The following is a 21,243-nucleotide window of genomic DNA, read 5'->3' as shown; positions in this document are numbered from 1 at the left end:
CTTATAAATTGATGCTGATATTATTGGCGTTATATGCCGTATTATTGGCTGCTGCGACATTTATCGAAAGTCGTTACGGATCTTCGGCAGCTTGTGCGGTTGTGTATAACAATGTCCTGTTCTATCTCTTACAACTGCTTTTAATCATAAATTTTGTCGGGATTTCATTGAAAGTACATTTATGGAGGCATCGGAAATATGGGGTTATTATATTTCATTGGGCTTTTGCTGTCGTGTTAGCCGGAGCGTTGATCACCCGCATTTGGGGATATGAAGGGATTATACATATTCGGGAGGGAGAACAAACGTCCCGGATGTTAACACACCAGTGTTACATTTCCGGTGTAGCCGAGAGTAAAGGGCATTCTGTAAATTTTGAATTTCCGGTAGAGATCAACTCATTGTTTACGCAGCCTTTTTCTGAAATAATCAGTTTGGAAGATAAGAAAATCCGTATCAGACTTGATAAAGTAAAATATTCATCGTTGCCAAATGGCGATCATTTATTGGAAATGTCTTTGAGAGTCGGAAATGATGAACGTACGGTCTTTTTGTCGGGGAAAGATTATCAGGTCGGCGAGCCGGAGAATGTAAAAGTCGGAAATGTCGACATATCCATTGCTTATGGTTCTGTTTTCAAGACGTTACCGTTTACGATTCGTCTTCAGGATTTCAGATTGATTCGCTATCCGGGTTCACATAGTCCTTCTTCTTTTGAGAGTGATTTGATCCTTATTTCAGGAGGTACGGTTCGGGAAGAAAAGATATACATGAATAGAGTTGTATATGAACAGAACTATCGTTTGTATCAATCATCTTATGATACCGATGAACAGGGAACTGTTCTTTCGGTAAATAATGATACGTTCGGTACATCTGTAACATATATCGGGTATGCTATGTTGTTATTGGGTATGATTTCGATTTTTGCACATAAGGATTCTCGTTTCAGAATTCTGAACAGGAAATTGACTGTCCTTACCGGAAATAGAAAAACAATTGGTTTGTCTTTTTTGTTGTTTTTCTCTGTTTCTGTATCTGCACAGGAGATTACGATAAGAGATTTGCAGAAGAGTGCACTTCCCATATCTCTTGCCGATCGGTGGGGGCAGTTGCAAATACAGAATCCGTCGGGACGTATAGAGCCTGTCGATACTTATACTGCCTCATTATTGAGAAAAATATATCGTAAAAATTCATTTCACGGATTGACTTCCGAGCAGGTCGTGTTAGGTTTTATTTTCGATGCTGTTTATTGGAATAGTGTACCTGTTATTCGTCAGACGAATTCGGAATTGCACAAGTTGCTTGGGACGACAGGAAGGGAGATCGCTTTTAATGATTTGTTTGAAAATGATGGTACATATAAGCTTGCAAAATTTGTAGAGAATATATATATGAAGCCGGTATCGTCTCGCTCTCGGCTTGAAAAAGATATTTTGAAGTTGGATGAAAAAGTAAATATATTGTATGGCTTGCAACAGGGGAAAATGTTTGCCTTGTTTCCGTGCCCGGGTGATAAAAACGGTAAATGGGTTTCTGCAGGAGATGATCTTTCCGCTTTTTCTGGGAAAGATTCTTTGTTTGTGTCTAAAATTATGTTGTGGTATAGTGACGAATCGATTCGCTCTTATGCAACCGGTAATTGGGAAACCCCGTCCGATATTGTCGGAATGATAGATGTCTATCAGCAAGCCCGGAGTCAAGTACAGATAATGACACAAAAACGACTGAAAGCCGAATTGTTCTATAATAAAGCGAATCTGTTTTTCGTTTCGGCTGTAGGTTATGTGTTATCCGGAATTTTGTTGTTGACGGCTATATTATATTTTCAGTCTAAGCCTTCTCGTTGGTGTAAATGGACTGTTCGTTTTTGCATCGGTACGATTATTTCATTTTTCTTTTTGCAGACATGCGGAATCGGATTGCGTTGGTATATCTCGGGACAAGCTCCTTGGTCTAATGCTTATGAGTCTATGATTTATATCGGTTGGGCTACACTTTTGGCCGGTTTGCTGTTTGCTCGTCGTTCGAGTTTGGTTTTGGCGCTTGCCGCTTTTTTTGCGGGGGTTATCCTTTTTGTTGCCGATCTGAATTGGATGGACCCGGAAATTACTCCGTTAGTTCCTGTCTTAAAATCCTATTGGCTCATGATTCATGTGGCTGTGATTACGGCAAGTTACGGTTTTTTCGGCATGAGTTTTCTGATCGGGGTGCTGACGATGTTTTTTATTGTGCGGAATAATAAGTCGGCAGAAATAAGAAAACTGCGTATTATTAACGAAATGTCATTGCATATCGGTGTTTGTTTGCTTGTTGCAGGTACGTTTTTGGGAGCGGTTTGGGCAAACGAATCGTGGGGGCGTTATTGGGGCTGGGATCCCAAGGAGACATGGGCTTTAATAACACTTGTCGTGTATGCAATGATTATTCATGCTCGTTTTGTGCCGAAATTGCGTAGCGATTATGCATTCAGCGTGATGTCTGTTTATGGGTTATTGGCGGTATTGATGACCTATTTCGGAGTCAATTATTATCTTACCGGATTGCATGCATACGGAAGCGGCGATGTTCCGCCGGCCGTGGATATTATCGGACTGGTTTATCTGGTAATAACGGTTTTAGCCGTTATTGCTGCGAGAAAGAGAATAGCGGATTCTTTATCAAATTGATTCTCTTTCTTTTTCTTTCTGTATTTTCTCTGCATCCATCTGAGCTTTCGATTTACTCTGGGTTACGACATATACGCCGACAAATACTAATGTGATGGCGATGGCTTTAACGAGAGTAAATGTATCCAGGCCTACTATTATGGCAATTAGTGAAGCTACGATAGGTTGAACGTAATTATACATGCTGATGACGGTAGGTCGTAGAGTCTTTTGAGCAATGGGAATAAACATGTACGATAAAAATGTTGCTGCCAAGACGACAAATGCGATTTCAGAATAAAGAGAAACGGGTAGTTCCTCATACTGTATTGTTGCAATATCATGGTAAGAGAACGGTATATAACACATACTGGCGTACATAAACATCCATTTCATCAAGGTTATCGGTGAGTAACGACTGATAAGGTCTTTGAAAATAACGAAATAGGTGGCGACAGAGGCTTGTGCAAACAGACAGAGCAGATCGCCTGCTATTTTGTTTTCTCCTGAAGATACGTTTGTACTTTGTCCGCTGATTATTAGCATAAGTGCTCCAACGGCACCCAAAAATATACCGGATACTTTTTTGTTGGTAATAGGTTCTTTCAAATAGAAAGCAGCAATGATCATAGTAATAATCGGAGCTGTTGTCGATACGATGGAGGCATCGATGGGAGAGGTCATAGAAAGTCCGAAAATGAATATTCCCTGATTAAATACGATTCCGCATAAGGCGGCAAAAAATAACATGGCCAGATCTTTAGGAGGAACATTTTCTCTTTTCGTGAAGAGGGAGACCAACCAGAATGCCGCCGCAGCTCCTACCATACGAAATGTTGTGAGAGCAAAAGGTGAGATATCTCCACTATTCAAAACTGTTTTGGAAATAGGAGAATTGAGTCCCCAGATGATATTAGCCGTGAGTATTGCTATATGTCCTTTATATTTACTTGCTGACATATCCATATTTTTTTGATCGTGCAAAAGTAGATTTTGTCTTTGATAAATAGTCGGTTTTTGTTATTTCTTAACATTTGAGAATGAATTAAAATACCGAGTCGAGCCTGCATTTTTTATCAGAAAATTTAGGTAAGTTCTAAAAATATAATGACCTCAGGATTGTTCCGGAGGCCATTATATTTGTTGATTCTATTCTTCTACGGGTTCAAAATCTTCTTTTCCGACACCGCAGACCGGGCATACCCAATCATCGGGTAATTCTTCGAAGGAAGTTCCGGGTTCTATTCCGCCATCCGGGTCACCTAATTCCGGATCATAGATCCAATCGCATACGACACATCTGTACTTCATACTTTTTGATTTTTGTTATGGTTAGTATAATAAACAAGTAAAGCCTTGAAAAGTTGTTAGGATTTTCCGGTTATTGATCGTTGGTTGATCATTGCCTGAAAATTACTTTTGTATGAATCGGAAATCGGAATGTATTGTTTCCCGAAAACGATCCGATTTCGTTCGATAATCTTGATTTTGTCTGTTTGTACGATAAAAGATCGATGTACACGGATGAAACGATCTGAAGGGAGAACATCTTTCAGCGATTTTAAACTCATTAAAGAGAGAATAGGGTGAGGTTCGTTCTCGACATAGATTTTTACATAGTCCTTGAGGCCTTCCACGTATAAAATTTTATCTAATTCTATTTGTACCAGCTTATAGTCTGTTTTAATGAATATTGATTTTAATTCTTCTTTTTTCCGAGCGGTGTTATCCGTAAGTTCATACCATTGGCAAGCTTTCTCACAAGCATTCAGAAAATCAGGGTAAGCAATAGGTTTTAAAAGGTAATCCAGAGCATTTACCCGATAACTGTCTACGGCATATTGTTCGAAAGCTGTGGTGAAAATAATCCGGCATCTGTCCCCGATGATTTTTGAAAATTCGAGACCGTTCAATTCAGGCATTTGTATATCCAGAAAAAGTAAGTCAACCGGTCTTTCCGATAGATCGGCCAATGCGGTAACAGCATTAGTACAAGAACCTTGCAGGCGTAAAAATGGAGTCTTATCGACATACGATTCTAATAGTCGTATAGCCAGAGGTTCGTCATCGATTATGTAACAGTTCAGTATCATTCTTCTTCAGTATGGGTGAATAATATCAATGCAGAAATATATTTGTCATCTGTCTGTTCAATATTCAGAAGATAACGTCCCGTATAGAGTAGTTCCAATCTTTTACGCAAATTGTCGAGTCCTATTCCCGAACCGCTTTTATCAGTTTCGTTTTTGGGAAAGTAACTGTTCTCGATCGTACAGACGATGCGTTGGTCGCTGTATTCGCTTATGTCGATATGTATGAAAGATGGTTGGGAGTTGCTGACTCCGTGTTTGAAAGCATTCTCGATCAGAGAGATAAACAAAAGAGGTGCGATCAACGTTCCCGAACTTGCCGATTGGGGCAAAGAAATTTTTATTTCAGTATTGTCGGTCAGTCTCAAACGCATCAATTCTACGTAATTACGCACAAATTCCATTTCTTTTTGGAGCGGTACGAATTCGGGGCTGTTGTCATATAATACGTAACGGAGTAATTTACTCAAATCCATAATCGCCTGTTGCGCTTTTTCCGGAGATAAAGCGATCAGAGAATAAATATTATTCAGGGTATTAAATAAGAAATGAGGATTGAGCTGATTCCTTAAATTTTTTAATTCTGCTTCAGTACGGCTTTTTTCGAGTTCTCTGATTTCATTTTCGGATTGTATCCAGCGGTTGGTCATTTTTATGGCGACACTCATTCCGGTTGCTAAAATTAACGGAATTATGTCCCGAGTAAGGAAAAATAATATACCGTCAAATTTTCTTACCTGAAAGTGTTTAGGAGGATTTGGAGGCATTGCTCCCGGAATATGCAGTTCGTGCCAGAAGTGCAGGCATAAGGTTACGAATGCAATGAGTACGATATTTGAAAGCAGATATTCCCGTGTTTGTTTTCTGAATAAAAATTTATCGATCAGATAGCAATAGTTGAAATAAAAAATGATCATCAATGATACCGGTGCGGAGATAAATCGCAGATAACGATCTATGTAATCGGCGGTCGAGTTCCTTTCGAAAAAAAATAAAGGAATCCCGAATACGATACCCCATCCGAGAAGGTGTATGATTAATTGCAAAGATTTTTTTTTAGGTGTGTCCGGCATCATTTTATGATTATATTACAAATATAAGAAATTATTTGATTTTATTCGTATCGTATAGCATCTATCGGATCGAGGTTAGATGCTTTTTGCGCCGGATACCATCCGAAAAATACTCCGGTTATAGTACATACGGCAAAAGAGAGCAGTACACTCCAGCTTTGTATGTATATAGGCCAGTGTGCAATATTTTTTACGGCAAAAGATGCTCCGATACCGATCAATATTCCGATAATACCTCCTGTAATACTGATTAGGATAGCTTCGATCAAAAACTGGCTTAGGATATCGATGCCCCTTGCTCCGACACTCATACGCAAACCTATTTCACGTGTACGTTCGGTGACCGATACATACATGATGTTCATAATTCCTATACCGCCTACAACTAAAGATATTCCGGCGATACATGCAAGAAGTGTCGTCATCAAATCGGTCGTAGTATTCAGCATTGTACTCAATTCCTGTTGAGACCGGATAGTAAAGTCGTCGTCATCGGATTCTTTCAGTTTATGATTTTTTCTTAAAATCGCAGTAATTTCCTCTGTTGCATTATCAGTCATGTCTTCTGTGAGGGCAGAAGCAAAGATTCCTTGCAGATAAGTAACTGCGAGTAATCTTTTCATGACAGTCGTATAAGGGGCAAGTACGACATCGTCTTGGTCCATCCCCATACTGTTATACCCTTTAGATTTTAGAACACCGACTACTTTGAACGGGATTTTGTTAAAACGGATTACTTTCCCGATAGGATCGCTTCCGTCGGGGAAGAGGTTATCGACTATTGTTTTTCCGATCACGCAGACTTTGGCGGAGCTTTGTATGTCAGCGTTTGTGAACATCGTTCCGTTTTCTATGGAGAGTTGCCGTATTTCGAGATATTCGGGGCTGACTCCGGTTACGGATGATGGATAATTGTTTGCTCCGTTTATCAATTGACCGGAAGATGATACGTTCGGACTGACAGCCGACAAAAAATTTGTTTCATCTTGTAAAGATTTGAAGTCATCCAGTTTCAGAGTCTGCATGGCTGAAGGATCTTGACGTACACCGCCCCGCATTTCTGCACCGGGATGTATCATGATCATGTTAGACCCCATTTCTGCGATCTGAGTTTGAATACTTTTTTTTGATCCTTGTCCTATGGCGAGCATCGTGATAACCGATGCAACACCGATAATGATTCCCAACATGGTAAGGAAAGCCCGCAGTTTGTTGTTTGCAAGCGCACGCAAGGCTATTTTTAATAGATTGGTTACGTTCATTGTTTTACGTTTTATTCGTCATCTTCGGGTTTAGGCATAGCCGCTAACGCTTCTGCTGCCGACATGATATTTTTATTTATAGAGTCTTCTATGACTTTACCGTCCCGTAATCGGATATTCCGGCTACTGTATTGTATTAAATCCGGATTGTGAGTAACGAAAATAATCGTACGCCCTTCGGCATGCAATTGCTGGAAGAGTACGAGAATCTCGAAAGATGTTCTCGAATCAAGGTTTCCGGTTGCTTCATCGGCAAGAATTACGGCCGGATTATTTACCAATGCACGTGCGATAGCCACACGTTGCATTTGGCCTCCGGACATTTGGTTTGATTTGTGTTCCAGGCGGTTTCCCAATCCAACATCTTGTAAAGCTTTTATCGCTCTTTTTTTTCTTTCTGCACTATTGATGTCAGGATTATACATCAGCGGGAGCTCTACATTCTCTACGGCTGTTGTTTTGGGTAAAAGATTGTAATTCTGGAATACGAAGCCGATTTTTCTGTTTCTTAATATTGCACGTGCCGATTTGCTCATCGTGCGCACGGATATGCCATCCAGAAAATATTCACCGCTTGTTGGAGTATCGAGACAACCTAATGTATTGAGTAGTGTTGATTTACCAGATCCGGATGTTCCCATAATCGTTACGAATTCACCTTCATAAATCGTAAACGATATACCCCGAAGAGCGTGGACGATTTCATCTCCGACTTGGAAATTTCTTCTTATATTTTGTAATTCGATTACTTTTTTCATAATAAATAGTTATCCGTTCCTTTTTATTGTCGGTGAATTATTTTTTATCTTTTTTATTTCTTCCCGGAGGGCCAGGCATGAATGGATTTTGTTCTTTAGATTCCCCTATAAAAATTTCAGGATTGGCTTGTTGTCCTATCGTTGCTTCTGTAACGATTTCCATTCCTTCCGTAACGCCGTCGAGAATCTCTGTGTATATGTCATTCGTAATACCGATCTTTACAGGGTGGGCGGTAAAGGTGTTTCCTTCGAGTGTCCATATTTTATGTTCTGCCTTACAATCGATGATTTTATTGTCTGGATTGATCAACGGAGCTTCCGGAGTAAATCGAAGCGCTTTTGCCGGGACACTGAGTACATCTTTTTTATCAAGGATATAGATTGTTACGTTTGCTGTTAATCTAGGTTTTAGTTTGTATTCCGGATTTTGGGCTGAAATAACTACTTCATAAGTAACGACGGTCGATGTAGAAGAGGTGCTGCTACTGTTTGAACTGCTCTCATCTCCCAAACGTATTTGCATAACTTTTCCTTCGAATGTATCATTGGGATATGCATCTACGGTAAAACTTACTCGTTGACCTTCTTCAACACCGCCTATATCTGCCTCATCGACATCTGCAACTACTTGCATTTGGGTCAGGTCTGCAGCGATCGTGAAGAGGGTAGGAGTTTCGAATCCGGCGGCTACGGTTTGACCTTCTTCAACATCACGGCTTATTACGACACCGTCGATAGGTGATGTGATGGTTGCATAGGCAAGATTCCGTTTTGCTTTTGCCAGCTCTGCTTTTTGACTTTGATAAGTACTTTTTGCTTTTTCATAGTTATAGACAGCCTCTTCATATTCGGTATCACTGATCAGATTCTTGTCATATAAAGTTTTGCTACGGGCATATTTCTTCTGTTGATATTCATATTCAGCTTTACTTCCGTCATAAGCCGCTTGTTTAGAGTCGAGTTCGCTTTGCAAAGTAACTTTGTCCATTTCGGCGATTAGTTGTCCTTTGGTTACTGTTGAGTTATAATCTGCATATAACTTATCGATGATTCCGGATACTTGAGTACCGACTTCTACCTTGGTAACGGGCTCTATACTTCCCGTTGCTGTTACCGAGTTCGATATGTCTCGTTTTGTTACAATTGCCGTATCGAATGCTATTTCGTTCTTTTTGGATGGGTTACTTAACATCCATATAACTATTCCTATGATCGCTATGATTATGACAATAAGGACGGTTTTCTTTTTTGTTATTTTCATTGTATATGTCTATTTAATTTTTTATTCGTTTTTATTTAAAGAGTTATTTCTTTGCCTTGGTAGAATCTTAATAACTGAGCATTTAGAATAGCCATATATTTGGCTTGTAACATTTCTTGCTGTGCTGAAAGAAAATTATTTTTTTCAGTGAGCAATTCTACCGTATTCTTCATTCCTAAATTGAATTGTTCTTGTGCCAGATTGTAACTGGTTTTTGATGCTTTTACTTGTTCTATGGCGGCTGCATATTGAGCTTGAGATGAAGTTGCGTCCAGATAAATATCTTCTATTGTTTTTTGAAGTTCTTTTTGAGCGTTAAGGTATTCCAATTCAGCTTCAGAAATTTGTAATTTAGCTTTTTCTACCGCCGATTTATTTTCTCTGTTACTGAAGATCGGTATGCTTAGAGTGAGTCCGATACTTTCGTTCAATTTATTTTTCATTTGTTGTCCGAAATTAGAATCACTGCCAGAAATATGGCCCGTACCGACACTTGCTGACAAATCTAAAGTGGGATAGTATCCGGCTTTGGCATTTTTGTGTTCCAGTTTGGCAATATCTATTCCGAGTTTTCCGCTTTGTATGCTGGGAATAAAATTTAAAGCCGATTGGTAAACTTCCTCTTTTCCGGGTAATGGTGTCAGGACGTCATGTGCTTCGAGAATCGGAGTAGAAATACTCAGAGTTTCTGTCATATCCATTTCCAGAAGTTGTTTTAACGTCTGTATGTTGCTTTCCAGAGTCGTTTGTGAAAGTACGAGTTGGTATTTATCCGAGCTGTATTGTGATTCTAATTGGGCATAGTCGCTTTGAGAAATAGAACCGGCTTCCAACAGCGCTTTTCCTCGCTCGCATTGTAGTTTTGAAAGAGCTACGGTTTCTTCATTGATTTTTACAGACTCTTGTGCATATAGTATTTGTAAAAAACTTTCGGTAATAGAAGTTTCGATATTATCGATTTCCGCTTCTACCGAATATTGTTGTACTTGTTCTTGTAGTTTGGAAGACTTGATGTTATTTCGCAATTTTCCTCCATTATACAAGGTCATCGATGATCGAAGAGAATAGTTTCCGGTGTATGAGTTTTTGCTACTGCCTTTACTTCCGGTAACTACGTAATTATCTAAACTGTTACCTTCGGGAAAAGGTGTATTTATATACTGTTGAGTTGACCCGAATGAAAGAGACGGGAACAATTTGGCTCGGGCAGATTTGCTGTCTACCTGGCTGCTTTCTAATGCGATTTTACTTTTTTTGAGTTGAATGTTTTGTGTCAGTGCATAGTCTATACAGTTTTTTAAAGTCCACTCTTGAGGTTTTTCTTGAGCAGATAATAACCGTAATCCTCCTGTACAGAAACAAAACACGAAAATTCCGATACGATAATAATTCATAAGTCTTTCTTTTTGTGTTTATACAAAGTTAAATATGGCTCTTTTCTCAGCCAATCGAAATATAGAAAGGGTAGCTTTTCACCGACAAATCTTCTTTTTTTACAGATAAAGCAAAAAATTGAAGTAAATAGGTTTAACTTTATCGATAAATAGGCATCCAATAGATAGAATTAATTAAAAATTTAGATTTTGTTTTATGGTTGGAGATACAGAGCAGGATATAATAATGAAGTTGCGTGACCCGAAAATGTGTAATGCAGGGTTTGAACAACTGGTCTTGATGTATCGTGAATCTCTGTATTGGCACATACGGCGTTTGGTCGTATCGAATGAGGATGCGGAGGATATTTTGCAGGAATCATTGATAAAGGCATACCGGTCTTTAGATGAATTTAGAGGTGAAAGTCGTTTATTTACCTGGCTCTATCGGATTGCGACAAATGAAAGTTTGCAATTTTTACGCCGTAAGAAGTTATCTTTTACACCGTATGAAGAGGTCAGTGATATGCTGATACGAACGCTTTATGCCGAAAATAATACAGATGCAGATGAATTGTTATTGAGATTTCAAGAGGCGATTTTGCGTTTGCCTGAAAAACAACGGATTGTTTTTAATTTGAGATATTATGATGAACTGAGCTATGAAGAGATAAGTCGTATTACAGGACAATCGGTGGCAACATTGAAAACCGGCTACCATTACGCTGTGGAAAAAGTAAAAAAATATATGGTAAATAGTCAGATATGAAAGATAAAGATTTTGATTTTGATCGGGTTGGTAAGCGTTTACCTTATCGGGTAGATGAAGAGGCTTTACAGAGAGTTACTCGTAATGTCCTCGACGAGACTTGCAGACAAGAAAAAATTTCTCGAAAGTTAGGTGTTCGCAGGAACTATTTCTTCTACATGTTGGGGAGTGTTGCTGCAATTTTATTATTGTTGGTTTACATAGGAGTCGGACATAAGAAAGAAGTTCAGGATCGATTAAAGATGGCAGAAGTTTCTGCTGGTGATTCGTTGAGAGAATTTTATTCTGTTTCAGACCAGAATGCCGGGAGTATTTTTAATGATGCTTTTCAAAGAGACTCGAGCTTGGAGATTGCGTTGTGGGAAGAAACCTTAGCGGAAGATTTTAAATATTCGCAAACAGGAAAGGATATGCCGATGGATGAGTTGATCGATGAATTAAGCGATGAAGATTTGATGTTCCTTACGGAGATTACAGGTGGGACGATTGTCGATCAATGGTATAATTAATTTATTAGTTGAGATTAAATATGATAGTTATGAATAGAATATTAATGTTATTGTTTATGTGTATGCCGGTCATGTTATGGGCACAGAGACTTCCTGTTCATGAAAAACAAAAAGAGTTGCAAGAGAGAATGGTTGAAGTTTCTTTATCGGAAATACAGGAACGTTTGAGTCTTACAGAAATGCAGATATCGCAACTTCGTCCTGTATATAAGCAGTATCAAAAAAAGGTTGCCCGTTTGAATATGCAGAATCATAAATTGTTTAATCGAATGAATGCCGATACGTTGTCTGACGAACAAGCTAAGACGGTACTTCGGGAATATCTTGACAGGGAGCGTAAATTGTATGCCTTAAACAAGCAGTATATGGACAATTTATTGGAAATTTTGTCTCCTCAACAAGTTATAAAATTGTATCAATCCGATTCGGATATTAAAAGAAAAATAAGAATGGAATATTTACGTCGGACAGGCAAACCGAAAAGATGAATCATTGCTAAGTTTTAGAAATGAAAAGTGGTGTGACTAAAAATGAAGCCCGGAATTTTCCGGGCTTCATTTTTTATTTAGCAAAACAATAAAATCAATAGTTGGGCGGTAAGTACCCGCAAGAACATCGTTAGAGGATATACTGTTGAATAAGCGACTGCGGGAGCATCTGTCGAAGTGGTTTTATTGGCATAAGCCAATGCTGGCGGATCGGTATTGCTCCCTGCGATTAACCCGATAAGTGTAAAATAGTTAATTTTATAATAACCTCGAGCGATAGAACCTATAATCAAAAGCGGTATAATCGTTATCAGGAATCCCCATAATACCCAAAGTAATCCGTCTCCGCTGAATACGGTTTCTGCAAATGTGCCTCCTGCCGTAATTCCGACACTTGCCAAGAATAAGCAAATCCCTATTTCCCGAAGCATTAAACTGGCACTGGTGGAAGTATAAGTTACCAATTTCATTTTGTATCCGAAACGTCCTATTAATATGGCAACTACTAAAGGTCCTCCTGCCAATCCCAATTTCATGGATGACGACATTCCCGGAATCGCCAATGGAATACTTCCTAAAATAATACCTAAGAATATCCCGACAAAAAGGGTAATCATATTTGGTTCGTTAAGACGTTTCATCGAGTTTCCGAGTCTTTCTGCCAGACGGTTTATATCCTCCAGTTTTCCTACAACAGTCAGACGGTCTCCCATTTGCAAAGTCAGGTTCGGGTTGGCAAGCAGATCGACACCTGCACGATTGACGCGGGTGGCATTTAATCGGTATCCCATCGGTAGCCGAAGAGATCCTATCGTTCTTCCGTTAAACTCCGATTTTGTTACAAGAATGCGGCGCGATACCACAGGAGCATGGATGGCTTCCCAATCCATCTCTACCGTGCTGCCGATAAAAGCTTTTAACGCATCTTCGTCTTGAATCGACAGAACAATCAGCAGTAAGTCGCCTTGCTCTATAATGGTAGAAGACTGGGGAATGATAACTTCATTATTACTCTTTTTTATTCGAGAAATGACAAAGTTGCGGTCGATGAGTTTCATTAGTTCATCCAAAGGTTTCCCGAAAATCAGTTGGTTTTCTACTTTATAGGTAACAAGATGCGGCTTGAGTACACTGGCTGCAGTTTCTTCTTCTATTTGACGGCTTTCTTTATCCAATTTTACTTTAAATATAGCTCGTATAATAAGCATTGAGAGGATAATACCTAAAACTCCTAAAGGATAAGCTGCTGCATAACCGGAAGCAATTTCGGGCACTACGTCGAGTTTCCCGTCGAAATGCAATTGGGCTAAAGTTTGCTGTGCTGCACCTAATCCCGGAGTATTTGTTACAGCTCCGGATAAAATACCGACCATTATAGGCATTTCGACTCTACCGTTGGCTAAAAAATAGATGGTACAAGCTACGGCGACGTTGAGCAATACGATTCCCGTTGCAAGTAAGTTCAGGGTCATTCCTCCTTTTTTAAAGGAAGAAAAGAATCCCGGGCCTACCTGTAACCCGATAGAATAAACAAAAAGGATAAGCCCGAATTCTTGCATAAAGTGCATGATATTGGCTTCTCCTACAAATCCGAAATGTCCGGCCAATAACCCCACAAAAAGCACAAATGTCACTCCTAAGGATATGCCGAAGATTTTCATTTTCCCTAAATATACCCCTGCAGCGATCACAAAGGCATATAATAATACCGTATGTGCAACCGATGAAGGAGTAAATAGCAGATTTTCAATCCAAGTCATGATTAATATAAAGTGTATAAATTAAATATGTAAAAGTTCAAAAATTGTTTTTTAATATTGCTTCGTATCTTAATTGTTTGTCTGTTTTTCATCTTTATGAAACGGAAAAATAGCTTTTTCTCTAAAAATAAAATAATCTGTTACTTAAGAGGCTGCAAAGGTAAGGATATTTAATCAATGCGACAAAAAATAAACGATTTATTATCATTAAATTTGTTTTCGGTTTAGAACAGTGTCAAGAGGATATTCTAAAGAAAATTAATGTATTGTCGGAGTTTCGGAATAACATCTTTTAGATTCGGAATTATTTGTATTTTTGTAAGGCGATATGCTAACGTGTTATTCAAAATATGAGATTACAACTGATAGCTTTCTTTGCATTAGTTTGCATTAATTTTGCAATAGACTTTTATATCTATTTCCGGATTATACGGAAAACCTGCCGGTATGTGTGGCTGTGTATATCTTATTGGGGAATTAATTGTTTGTTGTTGGCTGCGTTTTTGTTTGCTTATGCTCTTATGAAGAACCATCAAGATGTCGATAACCGTATGGTATTCATATGGTTTATGTTTATCTACTTTTTGGTTTATGCTCCTAAGATTACTTATTTTTTACTTTCTGTATGGGATTATGTGGCTTGCCTGTTTAGGAAAAAGATGCTCCGTGTATTCCATTATGCAGGAATTGTAGGAGCTTTGTTTGTTTTCGGATCTATGGCTTATGGGGCGTTTATCAATCGGGAGCGTTTGGTTATTCGAGAGCTTTCTGTAGAGTCATCCCGATTACCGGAAGGATTTAATGATTATAAAATCGTACAAATTTCCGATATTCATTTAGAAAGTTTTGGATCAGATACAATATTCATATCCGAGATGGTACGGCAAGTTAATAAATTAGAGCCCGATTTGATTGTTTTTACCGGCGATTTGGTCACGTTGCGCAGTGCCGAATTAGAACCGTTTTTGCATGTGCTTTCCGGTTTGAAAGCAAAGAACGGAGTATATTCGATTCTTGGTAACCATGATTACGGGGATTATGTACCATGGAAAAATGTATCGGAAAAATTAGAAGATCGGAAACTCCTCAGAATAAAAGAAAAAGAGATGGGGTGGCGAATGCTGAATAATGAGTCGGTGTATTTGTATAGCGGTAATGATTCTGTAGCCCTGATCGGAGTTGAAAATTGGGGAGAACCTCCTTTCCCGAAATACGGAAATTTGAGGGCTGCTTATCCGGATTTGAATGATGACTGTTTTAAGATTTTATTAACCCATAACCCGATGCATTGGGATGAAGAAGTTATATCGGGTACAAATATAGATTTGTCTTTTTCGGGACATACTCATGCTATGCAAATTAAGTTACAGTTGGGAGATTGGCGTTACTCTCCGGCAGAGATACGTTATCCTCGTTGGAGCGGACTTTATAGGGAGGGGAATCAGTATTTATATGTAAACGAAGGTATAGGTTGTGTGTTTATGCCGATGCGGGTAGGAGCAACGCCTGAGATAACAGTAATTCGACTTAAATGTATATCGTAAAAGTTATAATTTGCGTTTTCTTTTTAATAACAGGTTTTTCTTGTGGAAAAGCACCGTCCGATTCGCCTGTAATTCGTATGGCACTGTTGAAAGGGCCTTCGGCAATAGCATTTTCAAATTTGTTAGACTCTGTTTATTGTATTCAGGGAAAGCGGTTCGAAATTGTTTTGTATGATAATCCGATGAAAGTACAGGCGTTAATGATACAAAAAAAAGTAGATGTGGCGGTCTTGCCGCTTTCTTCTGCTGTAAATTTGTATAATAAAAATACGGGTTATTCTCTTTTGGCTTGTCCGGTTTGGGGAAATTTGTTTTGGATCTCGTCCGGAAGTAGGACCGATAAATCGCCGTTTCCCATATTTTTATTTGGACAAGGTACAACTTCTGACGTATTGCTGAAATATTTACAAAGTGTTTCTGCTTTACAGGATGTCTATCCCGATTATACCTATTCTACACCTCAAGATCTGTTTAGAGCCTTGATGAGTCGTCAGATATCGGATGCTATATTGCCGGAACCATTTGTATCTTTGGCATTACAAAAAGATTCATCATTATTTGTTTGTTGTGATTTGGCAAAAGAATTCAGTCCGGTTGGTTTTGCTCAAACGGCAGTAGTCGTTAGCTCGGAAATAAAGCAAGACATACATTTATTAAATTCTGTCGATTCTTTATTGTCGGTTTCAGTGAGGAAGAGTACACCTGAAAATCCGGAAACAGAAAGTCGGCTGATACGCTATAAAATATTACCCGGTAAAATTGATTTGGCAACAGTATATGACCGTTGTCGCATCGAATACAGGTCACGATCTTCGGTCAGAAATTCAGTAGATAGTTTGTTGCAGGTTATTTTCAAGTATTATCCGAAATCCATAGGAGGCAAGTTCCCGGATGATAGATTCTATATATCTGATAATTCGATATGATTTTATGAAAAAGCGAAAAAAATATATTCTTATTGCCGCTTCATGGTTTACCGTATTGCTATGTTGGCAGTTTTTTTCGCTATATATCGGGAATAAAGATATTTTTCCCTCGGCTTTTCAGCTTATTACAGCAGTATTTTATTTGTTTTCGGAAGCCTCTTTTTTGTCTGCCGTATCATCAACTTTGTTGCGAGGAATATGCGGGATGTTGCTTTCCCTTTGTCTGGCTGCGATATTGGCATGGCGCGCTTCCCGATCGGATGCGTTTCGCACCTATATCCATCCTTTTTTGACCTTACTTCGTTCCGTTCCGATTATTTCATTTTTGTTTTTATTTTTGATTTGGTTTTCTCCGGAATACATTCCTTTGGTAATGGCGTTGATAACTATAGTTCCGGTATTGACCGAGAATTTAATAGCCGGTTTTCGGAATATCGATCACTCCTTGCTGGAAATGTCCTATATGTATGCTTTTTCGGTAAAGCAAAAGATAAAACATATTATTTATCCGGCAGTATCGCCTTATCTTTTCAGCGGATTGATCTCTACGGCAGGATTAGGATGGAAAGCTATTATTATGGGAGAAGCTTTGGCCCAACCCGTTACGGGTATCGGTGTTATGATTCGTGAAGCTCACGGCTTTATAGAAGTTCCCCGTTTGCTGGCATGGACGTTAATTGCCGTAGTCATATCATACGGTTTTGAATTGTTATTGAAAAGGGCTGAAAAATATAATTTCCCGGTTTCTTTCGCCTCAAAGGATTATGCGGAAAAAATAATGGAGAATTTTCCCGATATTCTTAATATAGAGGGGATTCGAAAGAGATACGGACATAAAATCTTATTATCGGAATTACGGTTGTCTGTTTCGAGGGGGAAAATTACTTGTTTGATGGCTTCTTCCGGATATGGGAAAACGACTTTGTTGCGTCTGTTGTCGGGACTGGATCATGCCGAAGCGGGAGATGTTCCTTTAAAAAAAGATTGCAAAGTGGCTTTCCTTTTTCAAGAATATAGACTTTTGCCCCATCTGACAGTATGTGAAAATATTGCACTTTCCCGTGCCTCTTGTATGCGGAAGGAGACGGTTCGTAAAGAAATAACCGAGATTTTGGAACAACTGGATATGCGAAATTGCATAGATCGTTTTCCTGAAACGTTGAGTGGGGGAGAATGTCAACGTGTCGTATTGGCGCGAATGATGTTTTTCCCTGCATCTTTATATTTGCTTGATGAACCGTTTAAAGGGCTCGATTTTGATCTGAAGCAAAAAGTTATGGACTATTTGCGGAAATGGCAGGTCCGGTACGGAAAGACTATCTTGTATGTTACACATCAAGATGATGAGACGAGAATAGCTGATAAGATTGTAAGAATTCAGTAAATTTATTATTTGAGAATGAATAAAATATTTCCACAGTTGATTTCAAAGGCTTTGAACGTCAAGGCCGATCAGATTTCGAATACGATAGCCTTACTTGAGGACGGAGCTACGATTCCGTTTATAAGCCGCTATCGGAAAGAGATGACCGGAGCGTTAGATGAGGTGCAGATTGCCGATATAAAAAACCGATATGACAAATTATGTGAAATAGAGAAACGGAAACAGACAATCCTCTCAACGATCGAGGAACAAGGAAAACTGTCTTCGGAATTGAAAAATCGTATAGAGTCTTCTTGGGATATGACGGAGTTGGAAGACATCTATTTGCCGTACAAACCGAGACGTCGCACTCGTGCGGAGATAGCCCGAGAGAAGGGTTTAGAACCTTTGGCTAAATGGCTGATGATTCAGCAGTCCGGTGATCCGGGATATAAAGCTTCAGCTTTTATAAAAGGGGAAGTTAAAGATGGCGAAGATGCGTTGAAAGGTGCTTGTGATATTATTGCCGAATGGATTTCTGAAAATGAAAGAGCAAGAAATACCGTACGGGGATTATTCCGGAGAGAAGCTGTAATATCGTCTCGTGTAGTAAAAACGAAAGTTGAAGAAGCTGCGAAATATAGAGATTATTTCGAGTGGTCTGAGCCGTTGTATCGTTGTTCTTCTCATCGTTTATTAGCAATGCGTAGAGGAGAAGCCGAAGGTTTTTTAAAAGTTTCTATATCACCGGAAGATGAACTTTGTATAGATCGTCTTGAAGGTCAGTTTATAAAGAATGCTACGGCTGCGGCTGCGTTTGTATCCGATGCGGTGCGTGACGGATATAAACGTTTATTGAAACCTTCGATAGAGACTGAGTTCGCTGCATCGTCTAAAGAAAAAGCCGATGACGAGGCTATTCGGGTTTTTTCTGAAAACTTGAAACAACTGTTGCTAGCTCCTCCTTTAGGGCAGAAACGAATGTTGGGAATCGATCCGGGATTTCGTACCGGATGTAAGGTTGTCTGTCTGGATGCTCAGGGAAATCTATTACATAATGAGACGATATTTCCGCATCCTCCTCGTCAGGATGTTTCCGGTTCGGCTCGAAAAATAACGCATTTAGTAGAGGTATATGACATTCAGGCAATAGCGATCGGTAATGGTACGGCAAGTCGGGAAACAGAAAATTTTATTACCAATTTGCGTTATGATAGAAAAGTCCAGGTATTTGTCGTCAGTGAAAATGGTGCATCTGTTTATTCTGCTTCGAAAGTTGCCAGAGAAGAATTTCCGGAGTATGATGTAACTGTAAGAGGTGCTGTATCTATCGGCAGGCGTTTGATGGATCCGCTTGCGGAATTGGTGAAAATAGATCCGAAATCTATCGGAGTAGGACAATATCAGCATGATGTTGATCAGGGTAAGCTTAAGAAATCTTTGGATCAGACTGTCGAGAATTGTGTTAATTCTGTCGGTGTGGATATTAATACGGCAAGTAAGCATCTGTTGGTATATATTTCAGGATTAGGACCTCAGTTGGCGCAAAATATCATAGATTACCGTAAGGAAAACGGACCGTTTCACTCCCGAAAAGAATTGCTGAAAGTTCCTCGTATGGGAGAAAAGGCTTTTGAACAATCTGCCGGCTTTTTGAGAATTGCTTCGTCGGAAAATCCTTTGGACAATTCGGCAGTGCATCCCGAACGTTATGCTTTGGTAGAAAAAATGGCATTTGATTTAGGCTGTACCGTCAAAGAATTGATAGCTGATAAAGAACTTCGTAAACGGTTGGTGCTGGAGAATTATCTTTCTGAAGAAGTCGGGATGCCGACATTGAAAGATATTTTAGAAGAACTTGATAAACCGGGTAGAGACCCTCGACAAACTATTAAAGTGTTCGAGTTCGATGCTTCGGTGAAAACGATAGATGATCTCAAGGAAGGAATGCTACTTCCGGGAATTGTGACGAATATTACTAATTTCGGATGTTTTGTAGATATCGGTATTAAAGAAAACGGGTTGGTGCATATTTCGCAATTGGCAGACAGATATGTATCTGATCCAACAGAGATAGTATCTATACATCAGCAGATTATGGTAAAAGTGATGAGTGTGGATAAAGAGCGGAAAAGAGTGCAGTTATCAATGAAAGATATATAATTAGTACGATGAACAGGGCAATTGTTTGTTTGGGATCGAATGTTCCCGGAGGAAAATTATTAGTGAAAAAAAGTTGTGTGGAGATTCGGGGATTAGTCTCGTCTGCGAAATTCTCTTCTTGTTATGAAACCGTTCCGGTGAGCAGTATTCCTCAGCCGAATTACCACAATTGTGTAGGCGTTTTGGAAACGGAATTGGAATTTGAAGATTTATTTCGTATTTTTAAGGAAATGGAAAAGGCTGCCGGACGTACTCCGGGCGGTAAAAAGGTAGGAATTGTTCCTTTAGATATAGATATAGCTATGTGGAACGATGAAATTAAAAAACCGAGAGATATGATGCAGGATTATATGCAGATCGGTCTGATGGAATTGAATGACCCGTCTTGCCGTCTTGTAAAGTAAGGGCCTGTTTATAAACAATATCTTTCGTCAATGTGTTTGATGTTCAGATTTTAATTTGTTAATGTGAGGAGGTAGAATGAAAGTTATAGAAGATGTCTTGTTGAAACGGACTTCGGTTCGACGTTATGAACGGGAAAAAATAGAACCGGAAAAGCTTGATTTGATTTATCGGGCGATAGCGAGTACACCGACCAGTTACAACGGTCAGCAATATTCGGTTATTGCGGTAGAAGATCAGGAAAAAAAAGAACTGCTATATGAAATTATCGGTCAAAAGCAAATAAAGACGTCTGCCGTATTTCTGGTTTTTTGTGTCGATTTTAATAAAGTGTCTCTATTGGCAAAAGCCAAGGAGCTCGATTTTCCCCGTATTCAGGATAAAATGGACGGAGTAATGATCGGATTGATCGATGCGGCTCTGGCAATGCAGAATGCCGTGGTTGCAGCACAATCTTTGGGTCTGGGAAGCTGCTGTATCGGGTATGCCCGAACAGCCGATCCGGCTCGTGTCGCAGAAGTTTTGCAGCTTCCGAAGGGGGTATTTGTTGCTTGCGGACTCTCTATCGGTTATCCTCGGGAGACTCCCGATCTGAAACCGAAACAGCCTTTATCGGTCTTGATACATAAAAACCATTATCGAACCGATGATATGACGGAGGAATTATTAACCTACGATCGTTTAATTTGTGAATATAACGGTTGCAGAGCGGGAGTGAAGACTGATAATGATTGGTGCGCTCACATGCTTGACTACTATCGGGAAGCATTGAAATATGATATGGAAGGTTATTTAAAAGCGCAAGGTTTTAACTTAGAATATAAATAGTTTTTTGAATCTGTATAATAAGT

At 39.2% G+C, this 21,243-nt stretch carries 19 protein-coding genes; 10 read left to right on the top strand and 9 right to left on the bottom strand.

Features of this window, described 5'->3' with window-relative positions:
- Positions 1-2,672, top strand: a 2,672-nt coding sequence (locus AC1WHX_RS02995) for a cytochrome c biogenesis protein (RefSeq protein ID WP_481228845.1), incomplete at its 5' end; no start/stop codon positions are given.
- Here AC1WHX_RS02995 and AC1WHX_RS02990 read toward each other — a convergent pair.
- The 8 genes from AC1WHX_RS02990 to AC1WHX_RS02955 form a co-directional block, all read right to left on the bottom strand.
- A complete protein-coding gene (locus tag AC1WHX_RS02990) occupies positions 2,664-3,611 on the bottom strand; it encodes a DMT family transporter (protein WP_122337079.1) in 948 nt (315 codons plus the stop codon). The two genes, AC1WHX_RS02995 and AC1WHX_RS02990, sit on opposite strands and share 9 nt — an antisense overlap.
- Positions 3,612-3,800: 189 nt before the next feature.
- Positions 3,801-3,962 (bottom strand): rubredoxin, encoded by a 162-nt coding sequence (rd, locus tag AC1WHX_RS02985; protein ID WP_022390997.1) that lies wholly within the window; start codon positions 3,960-3,962, stop codon positions 3,801-3,803.
- Between the two features lie 56 nt (positions 3,963-4,018).
- Positions 4,019-4,744: a LytR/AlgR family response regulator transcription factor gene (locus AC1WHX_RS02980; protein ID WP_122337058.1), complete on the bottom strand. Its 726-nt coding sequence runs from the start codon at positions 4,742-4,744 to the stop codon at positions 4,019-4,021.
- Positions 4,741-5,817 (bottom strand): sensor histidine kinase, encoded by a 1,077-nt coding sequence (locus tag AC1WHX_RS02975; RefSeq protein WP_122337059.1) that lies wholly within the window; start codon positions 5,815-5,817, stop codon positions 4,741-4,743. The genes AC1WHX_RS02980 and AC1WHX_RS02975 overlap by 4 nt, the downstream gene beginning before the upstream one ends.
- Before the next feature lie 38 nt (positions 5,818-5,855).
- On the bottom strand, positions 5,856-7,076 hold the full coding sequence (locus AC1WHX_RS02970; protein ID WP_022391000.1) for an ABC transporter permease: 1,221 nt from the start codon (positions 7,074-7,076) through the stop codon (positions 5,856-5,858).
- Positions 7,077-7,087: 11 nt separating this feature from the next.
- Positions 7,088-7,834: an ABC transporter ATP-binding protein gene (locus AC1WHX_RS02965; protein WP_022391001.1), complete on the bottom strand. Its 747-nt coding sequence runs from the start codon at positions 7,832-7,834 to the stop codon at positions 7,088-7,090.
- A 37-nt stretch (positions 7,835-7,871) separates the two neighbouring features.
- Positions 7,872-9,089 carry an efflux RND transporter periplasmic adaptor subunit gene (locus tag AC1WHX_RS02960; RefSeq protein WP_122303417.1) on the bottom strand — a complete coding sequence of 406 codons (1,218 nt, stop codon included), beginning with the start codon at positions 9,087-9,089 and terminating at the stop codon, positions 7,872-7,874.
- A 41-nt stretch (positions 9,090-9,130) separates the two neighbouring features.
- Positions 9,131-10,489 carry a TolC family protein gene (locus tag AC1WHX_RS02955; protein ID WP_122337060.1) on the bottom strand — a complete coding sequence of 453 codons (1,359 nt, stop codon included), beginning with the start codon at positions 10,487-10,489 and terminating at the stop codon, positions 9,131-9,133.
- A gap of 226 nt (positions 10,490-10,715) precedes the next feature.
- On the opposite strand from AC1WHX_RS02955, the gene AC1WHX_RS02950 reads away from it, so the two are divergent.
- Genes AC1WHX_RS02950 through AC1WHX_RS02940 form a run of 3 tightly spaced genes read left to right on the top strand, consistent with a single transcriptional unit; the run spans position 10,716 to position 12,234 of the window.
- Complete coding sequence (locus AC1WHX_RS02950; protein ID WP_122303416.1) at positions 10,716-11,237, top strand: RNA polymerase sigma factor; 522 nt, start codon at positions 10,716-10,718, stop codon at positions 11,235-11,237.
- Entirely contained in the window at positions 11,234-11,746 is a 513-nt protein-coding gene (locus AC1WHX_RS02945; RefSeq protein WP_022391005.1) for a hypothetical protein, read from the top strand. The genes AC1WHX_RS02950 and AC1WHX_RS02945 overlap by 4 nt, the downstream gene beginning before the upstream one ends.
- Before the next feature lie 29 nt (positions 11,747-11,775).
- A complete protein-coding gene (locus tag AC1WHX_RS02940; RefSeq protein WP_147412091.1) occupies positions 11,776-12,234 on the top strand; it encodes a hypothetical protein in 459 nt (152 codons plus the stop codon).
- A gap of 77 nt (positions 12,235-12,311) precedes the next feature.
- Here the strand turns inward: AC1WHX_RS02940 and AC1WHX_RS02935 are convergent, their stop codons facing one another.
- A complete protein-coding gene (locus AC1WHX_RS02935; protein WP_022599769.1) occupies positions 12,312-13,994 on the bottom strand; it encodes a putative transporter in 1,683 nt (560 codons plus the stop codon).
- 350 nt (positions 13,995-14,344) lie between these two features.
- Between AC1WHX_RS02935 and AC1WHX_RS02930 the strand changes: the two genes are divergently transcribed.
- The 6 genes from AC1WHX_RS02930 (at position 14,345) to AC1WHX_RS02905 (ending at position 21,220) form a co-directional block, all read left to right on the top strand.
- A complete protein-coding gene (locus tag AC1WHX_RS02930; RefSeq protein ID WP_418236294.1) occupies positions 14,345-15,538 on the top strand; it encodes a metallophosphoesterase in 1,194 nt (397 codons plus the stop codon).
- Positions 15,526-16,464 (top strand): hypothetical protein, encoded by a 939-nt coding sequence (locus AC1WHX_RS02925; protein WP_418236307.1) that lies wholly within the window; start codon positions 15,526-15,528, stop codon positions 16,462-16,464. Before AC1WHX_RS02930 ends, AC1WHX_RS02925 begins: the two co-directional genes overlap by 13 nt.
- A 4-nt stretch (positions 16,465-16,468) precedes the next feature.
- Complete coding sequence (locus AC1WHX_RS02920) at positions 16,469-17,848, top strand: ATP-binding cassette domain-containing protein (protein ID WP_302544597.1); 1,380 nt, start codon at positions 16,469-16,471, stop codon at positions 17,846-17,848.
- A 15-nt stretch (positions 17,849-17,863) separates the two neighbouring features.
- A complete protein-coding gene (locus AC1WHX_RS02915) occupies positions 17,864-19,990 on the top strand; it encodes a Tex family protein (protein ID WP_122337067.1) in 2,127 nt (708 codons plus the stop codon).
- An 8-nt stretch (positions 19,991-19,998) separates the two neighbouring features.
- Positions 19,999-20,394 carry a 2-amino-4-hydroxy-6-hydroxymethyldihydropteridine diphosphokinase gene (locus AC1WHX_RS02910; RefSeq protein WP_009317367.1) on the top strand — a complete coding sequence of 132 codons (396 nt, stop codon included), beginning with the start codon at positions 19,999-20,001 and terminating at the stop codon, positions 20,392-20,394.
- 76 nt (positions 20,395-20,470) lie between these two features.
- The gene (locus tag AC1WHX_RS02905; protein WP_122337068.1) at positions 20,471-21,220 is read left to right on the top strand and encodes a nitroreductase family protein; all 750 of its coding nucleotides are present in this window, start codon (positions 20,471-20,473) and stop codon (positions 21,218-21,220) included.
- Positions 21,221-21,243 lie beyond the last annotated feature (23 nt).

This window comes from Coprobacter sp., from assembly GCF_982436375.1.
This window is presented reverse-complemented; position numbering and strand designations above follow the sequence as displayed.

What these genes read in the sequence shown, in the direction of transcription:
- AC1WHX_RS02990 (WP_122337079.1), bottom strand. Translation starts at nt 3,611, where the DNA reads ATGTCAGCAAGTAAATATAAAGGACATATAGCAATACTCACGGCTAAT.
- rd (WP_022390997.1), bottom strand. Translation starts at nt 3,962, where the DNA reads ATGAAGTACAGATGTGTCGTATGCGATTGGATCTATGATCCGGAATTA.
- AC1WHX_RS02980 (WP_122337058.1), bottom strand. Translation starts at nt 4,744, where the DNA reads ATGATACTGAACTGTTACATAATCGATGACGAACCTCTGGCTATACGA.
- AC1WHX_RS02975 (WP_122337059.1), bottom strand. Translation starts at nt 5,817, where the DNA reads ATGATGCCGGACACACCTAAAAAAAAATCTTTGCAATTAATCATACAC.
- AC1WHX_RS02970 (WP_022391000.1), bottom strand. Translation starts at nt 7,076, where the DNA reads ATGAACGTAACCAATCTATTAAAAATAGCCTTGCGTGCGCTTGCAAAC.
- AC1WHX_RS02965 (WP_022391001.1), bottom strand. Translation starts at nt 7,834, where the DNA reads ATGAAAAAAGTAATCGAATTACAAAATATAAGAAGAAATTTCCAAGTC.
- AC1WHX_RS02955 (WP_122337060.1), bottom strand. Translation starts at nt 10,489, where the DNA reads ATGAATTATTATCGTATCGGAATTTTCGTGTTTTGTTTCTGTACAGGA.
- AC1WHX_RS02950 (WP_122303416.1), top strand. Translation starts at nt 10,716, where the DNA reads ATGAAGTTGCGTGACCCGAAAATGTGTAATGCAGGGTTTGAACAACTG.
- AC1WHX_RS02945 (WP_022391005.1), top strand. Translation starts at nt 11,234, where the DNA reads ATGAAAGATAAAGATTTTGATTTTGATCGGGTTGGTAAGCGTTTACCT.
- AC1WHX_RS02940 (WP_147412091.1), top strand. Translation starts at nt 11,776, where the DNA reads ATGAATAGAATATTAATGTTATTGTTTATGTGTATGCCGGTCATGTTA.
- AC1WHX_RS02935 (WP_022599769.1), bottom strand. Translation starts at nt 13,994, where the DNA reads ATGACTTGGATTGAAAATCTGCTATTTACTCCTTCATCGGTTGCACAT.
- AC1WHX_RS02930 (WP_418236294.1), top strand. Translation starts at nt 14,345, where the DNA reads ATGAGATTACAACTGATAGCTTTCTTTGCATTAGTTTGCATTAATTTT.
- AC1WHX_RS02925 (WP_418236307.1), top strand. Translation starts at nt 15,526, where the DNA reads ATGTATATCGTAAAAGTTATAATTTGCGTTTTCTTTTTAATAACAGGT.
- AC1WHX_RS02920 (WP_302544597.1), top strand. Translation starts at nt 16,469, where the DNA reads ATGAAAAAGCGAAAAAAATATATTCTTATTGCCGCTTCATGGTTTACC.
- AC1WHX_RS02915 (WP_122337067.1), top strand. Translation starts at nt 17,864, where the DNA reads ATGAATAAAATATTTCCACAGTTGATTTCAAAGGCTTTGAACGTCAAG.
- AC1WHX_RS02910 (WP_009317367.1), top strand. Translation starts at nt 19,999, where the DNA reads ATGAACAGGGCAATTGTTTGTTTGGGATCGAATGTTCCCGGAGGAAAA.
- AC1WHX_RS02905 (WP_122337068.1), top strand. Translation starts at nt 20,471, where the DNA reads ATGAAAGTTATAGAAGATGTCTTGTTGAAACGGACTTCGGTTCGACGT.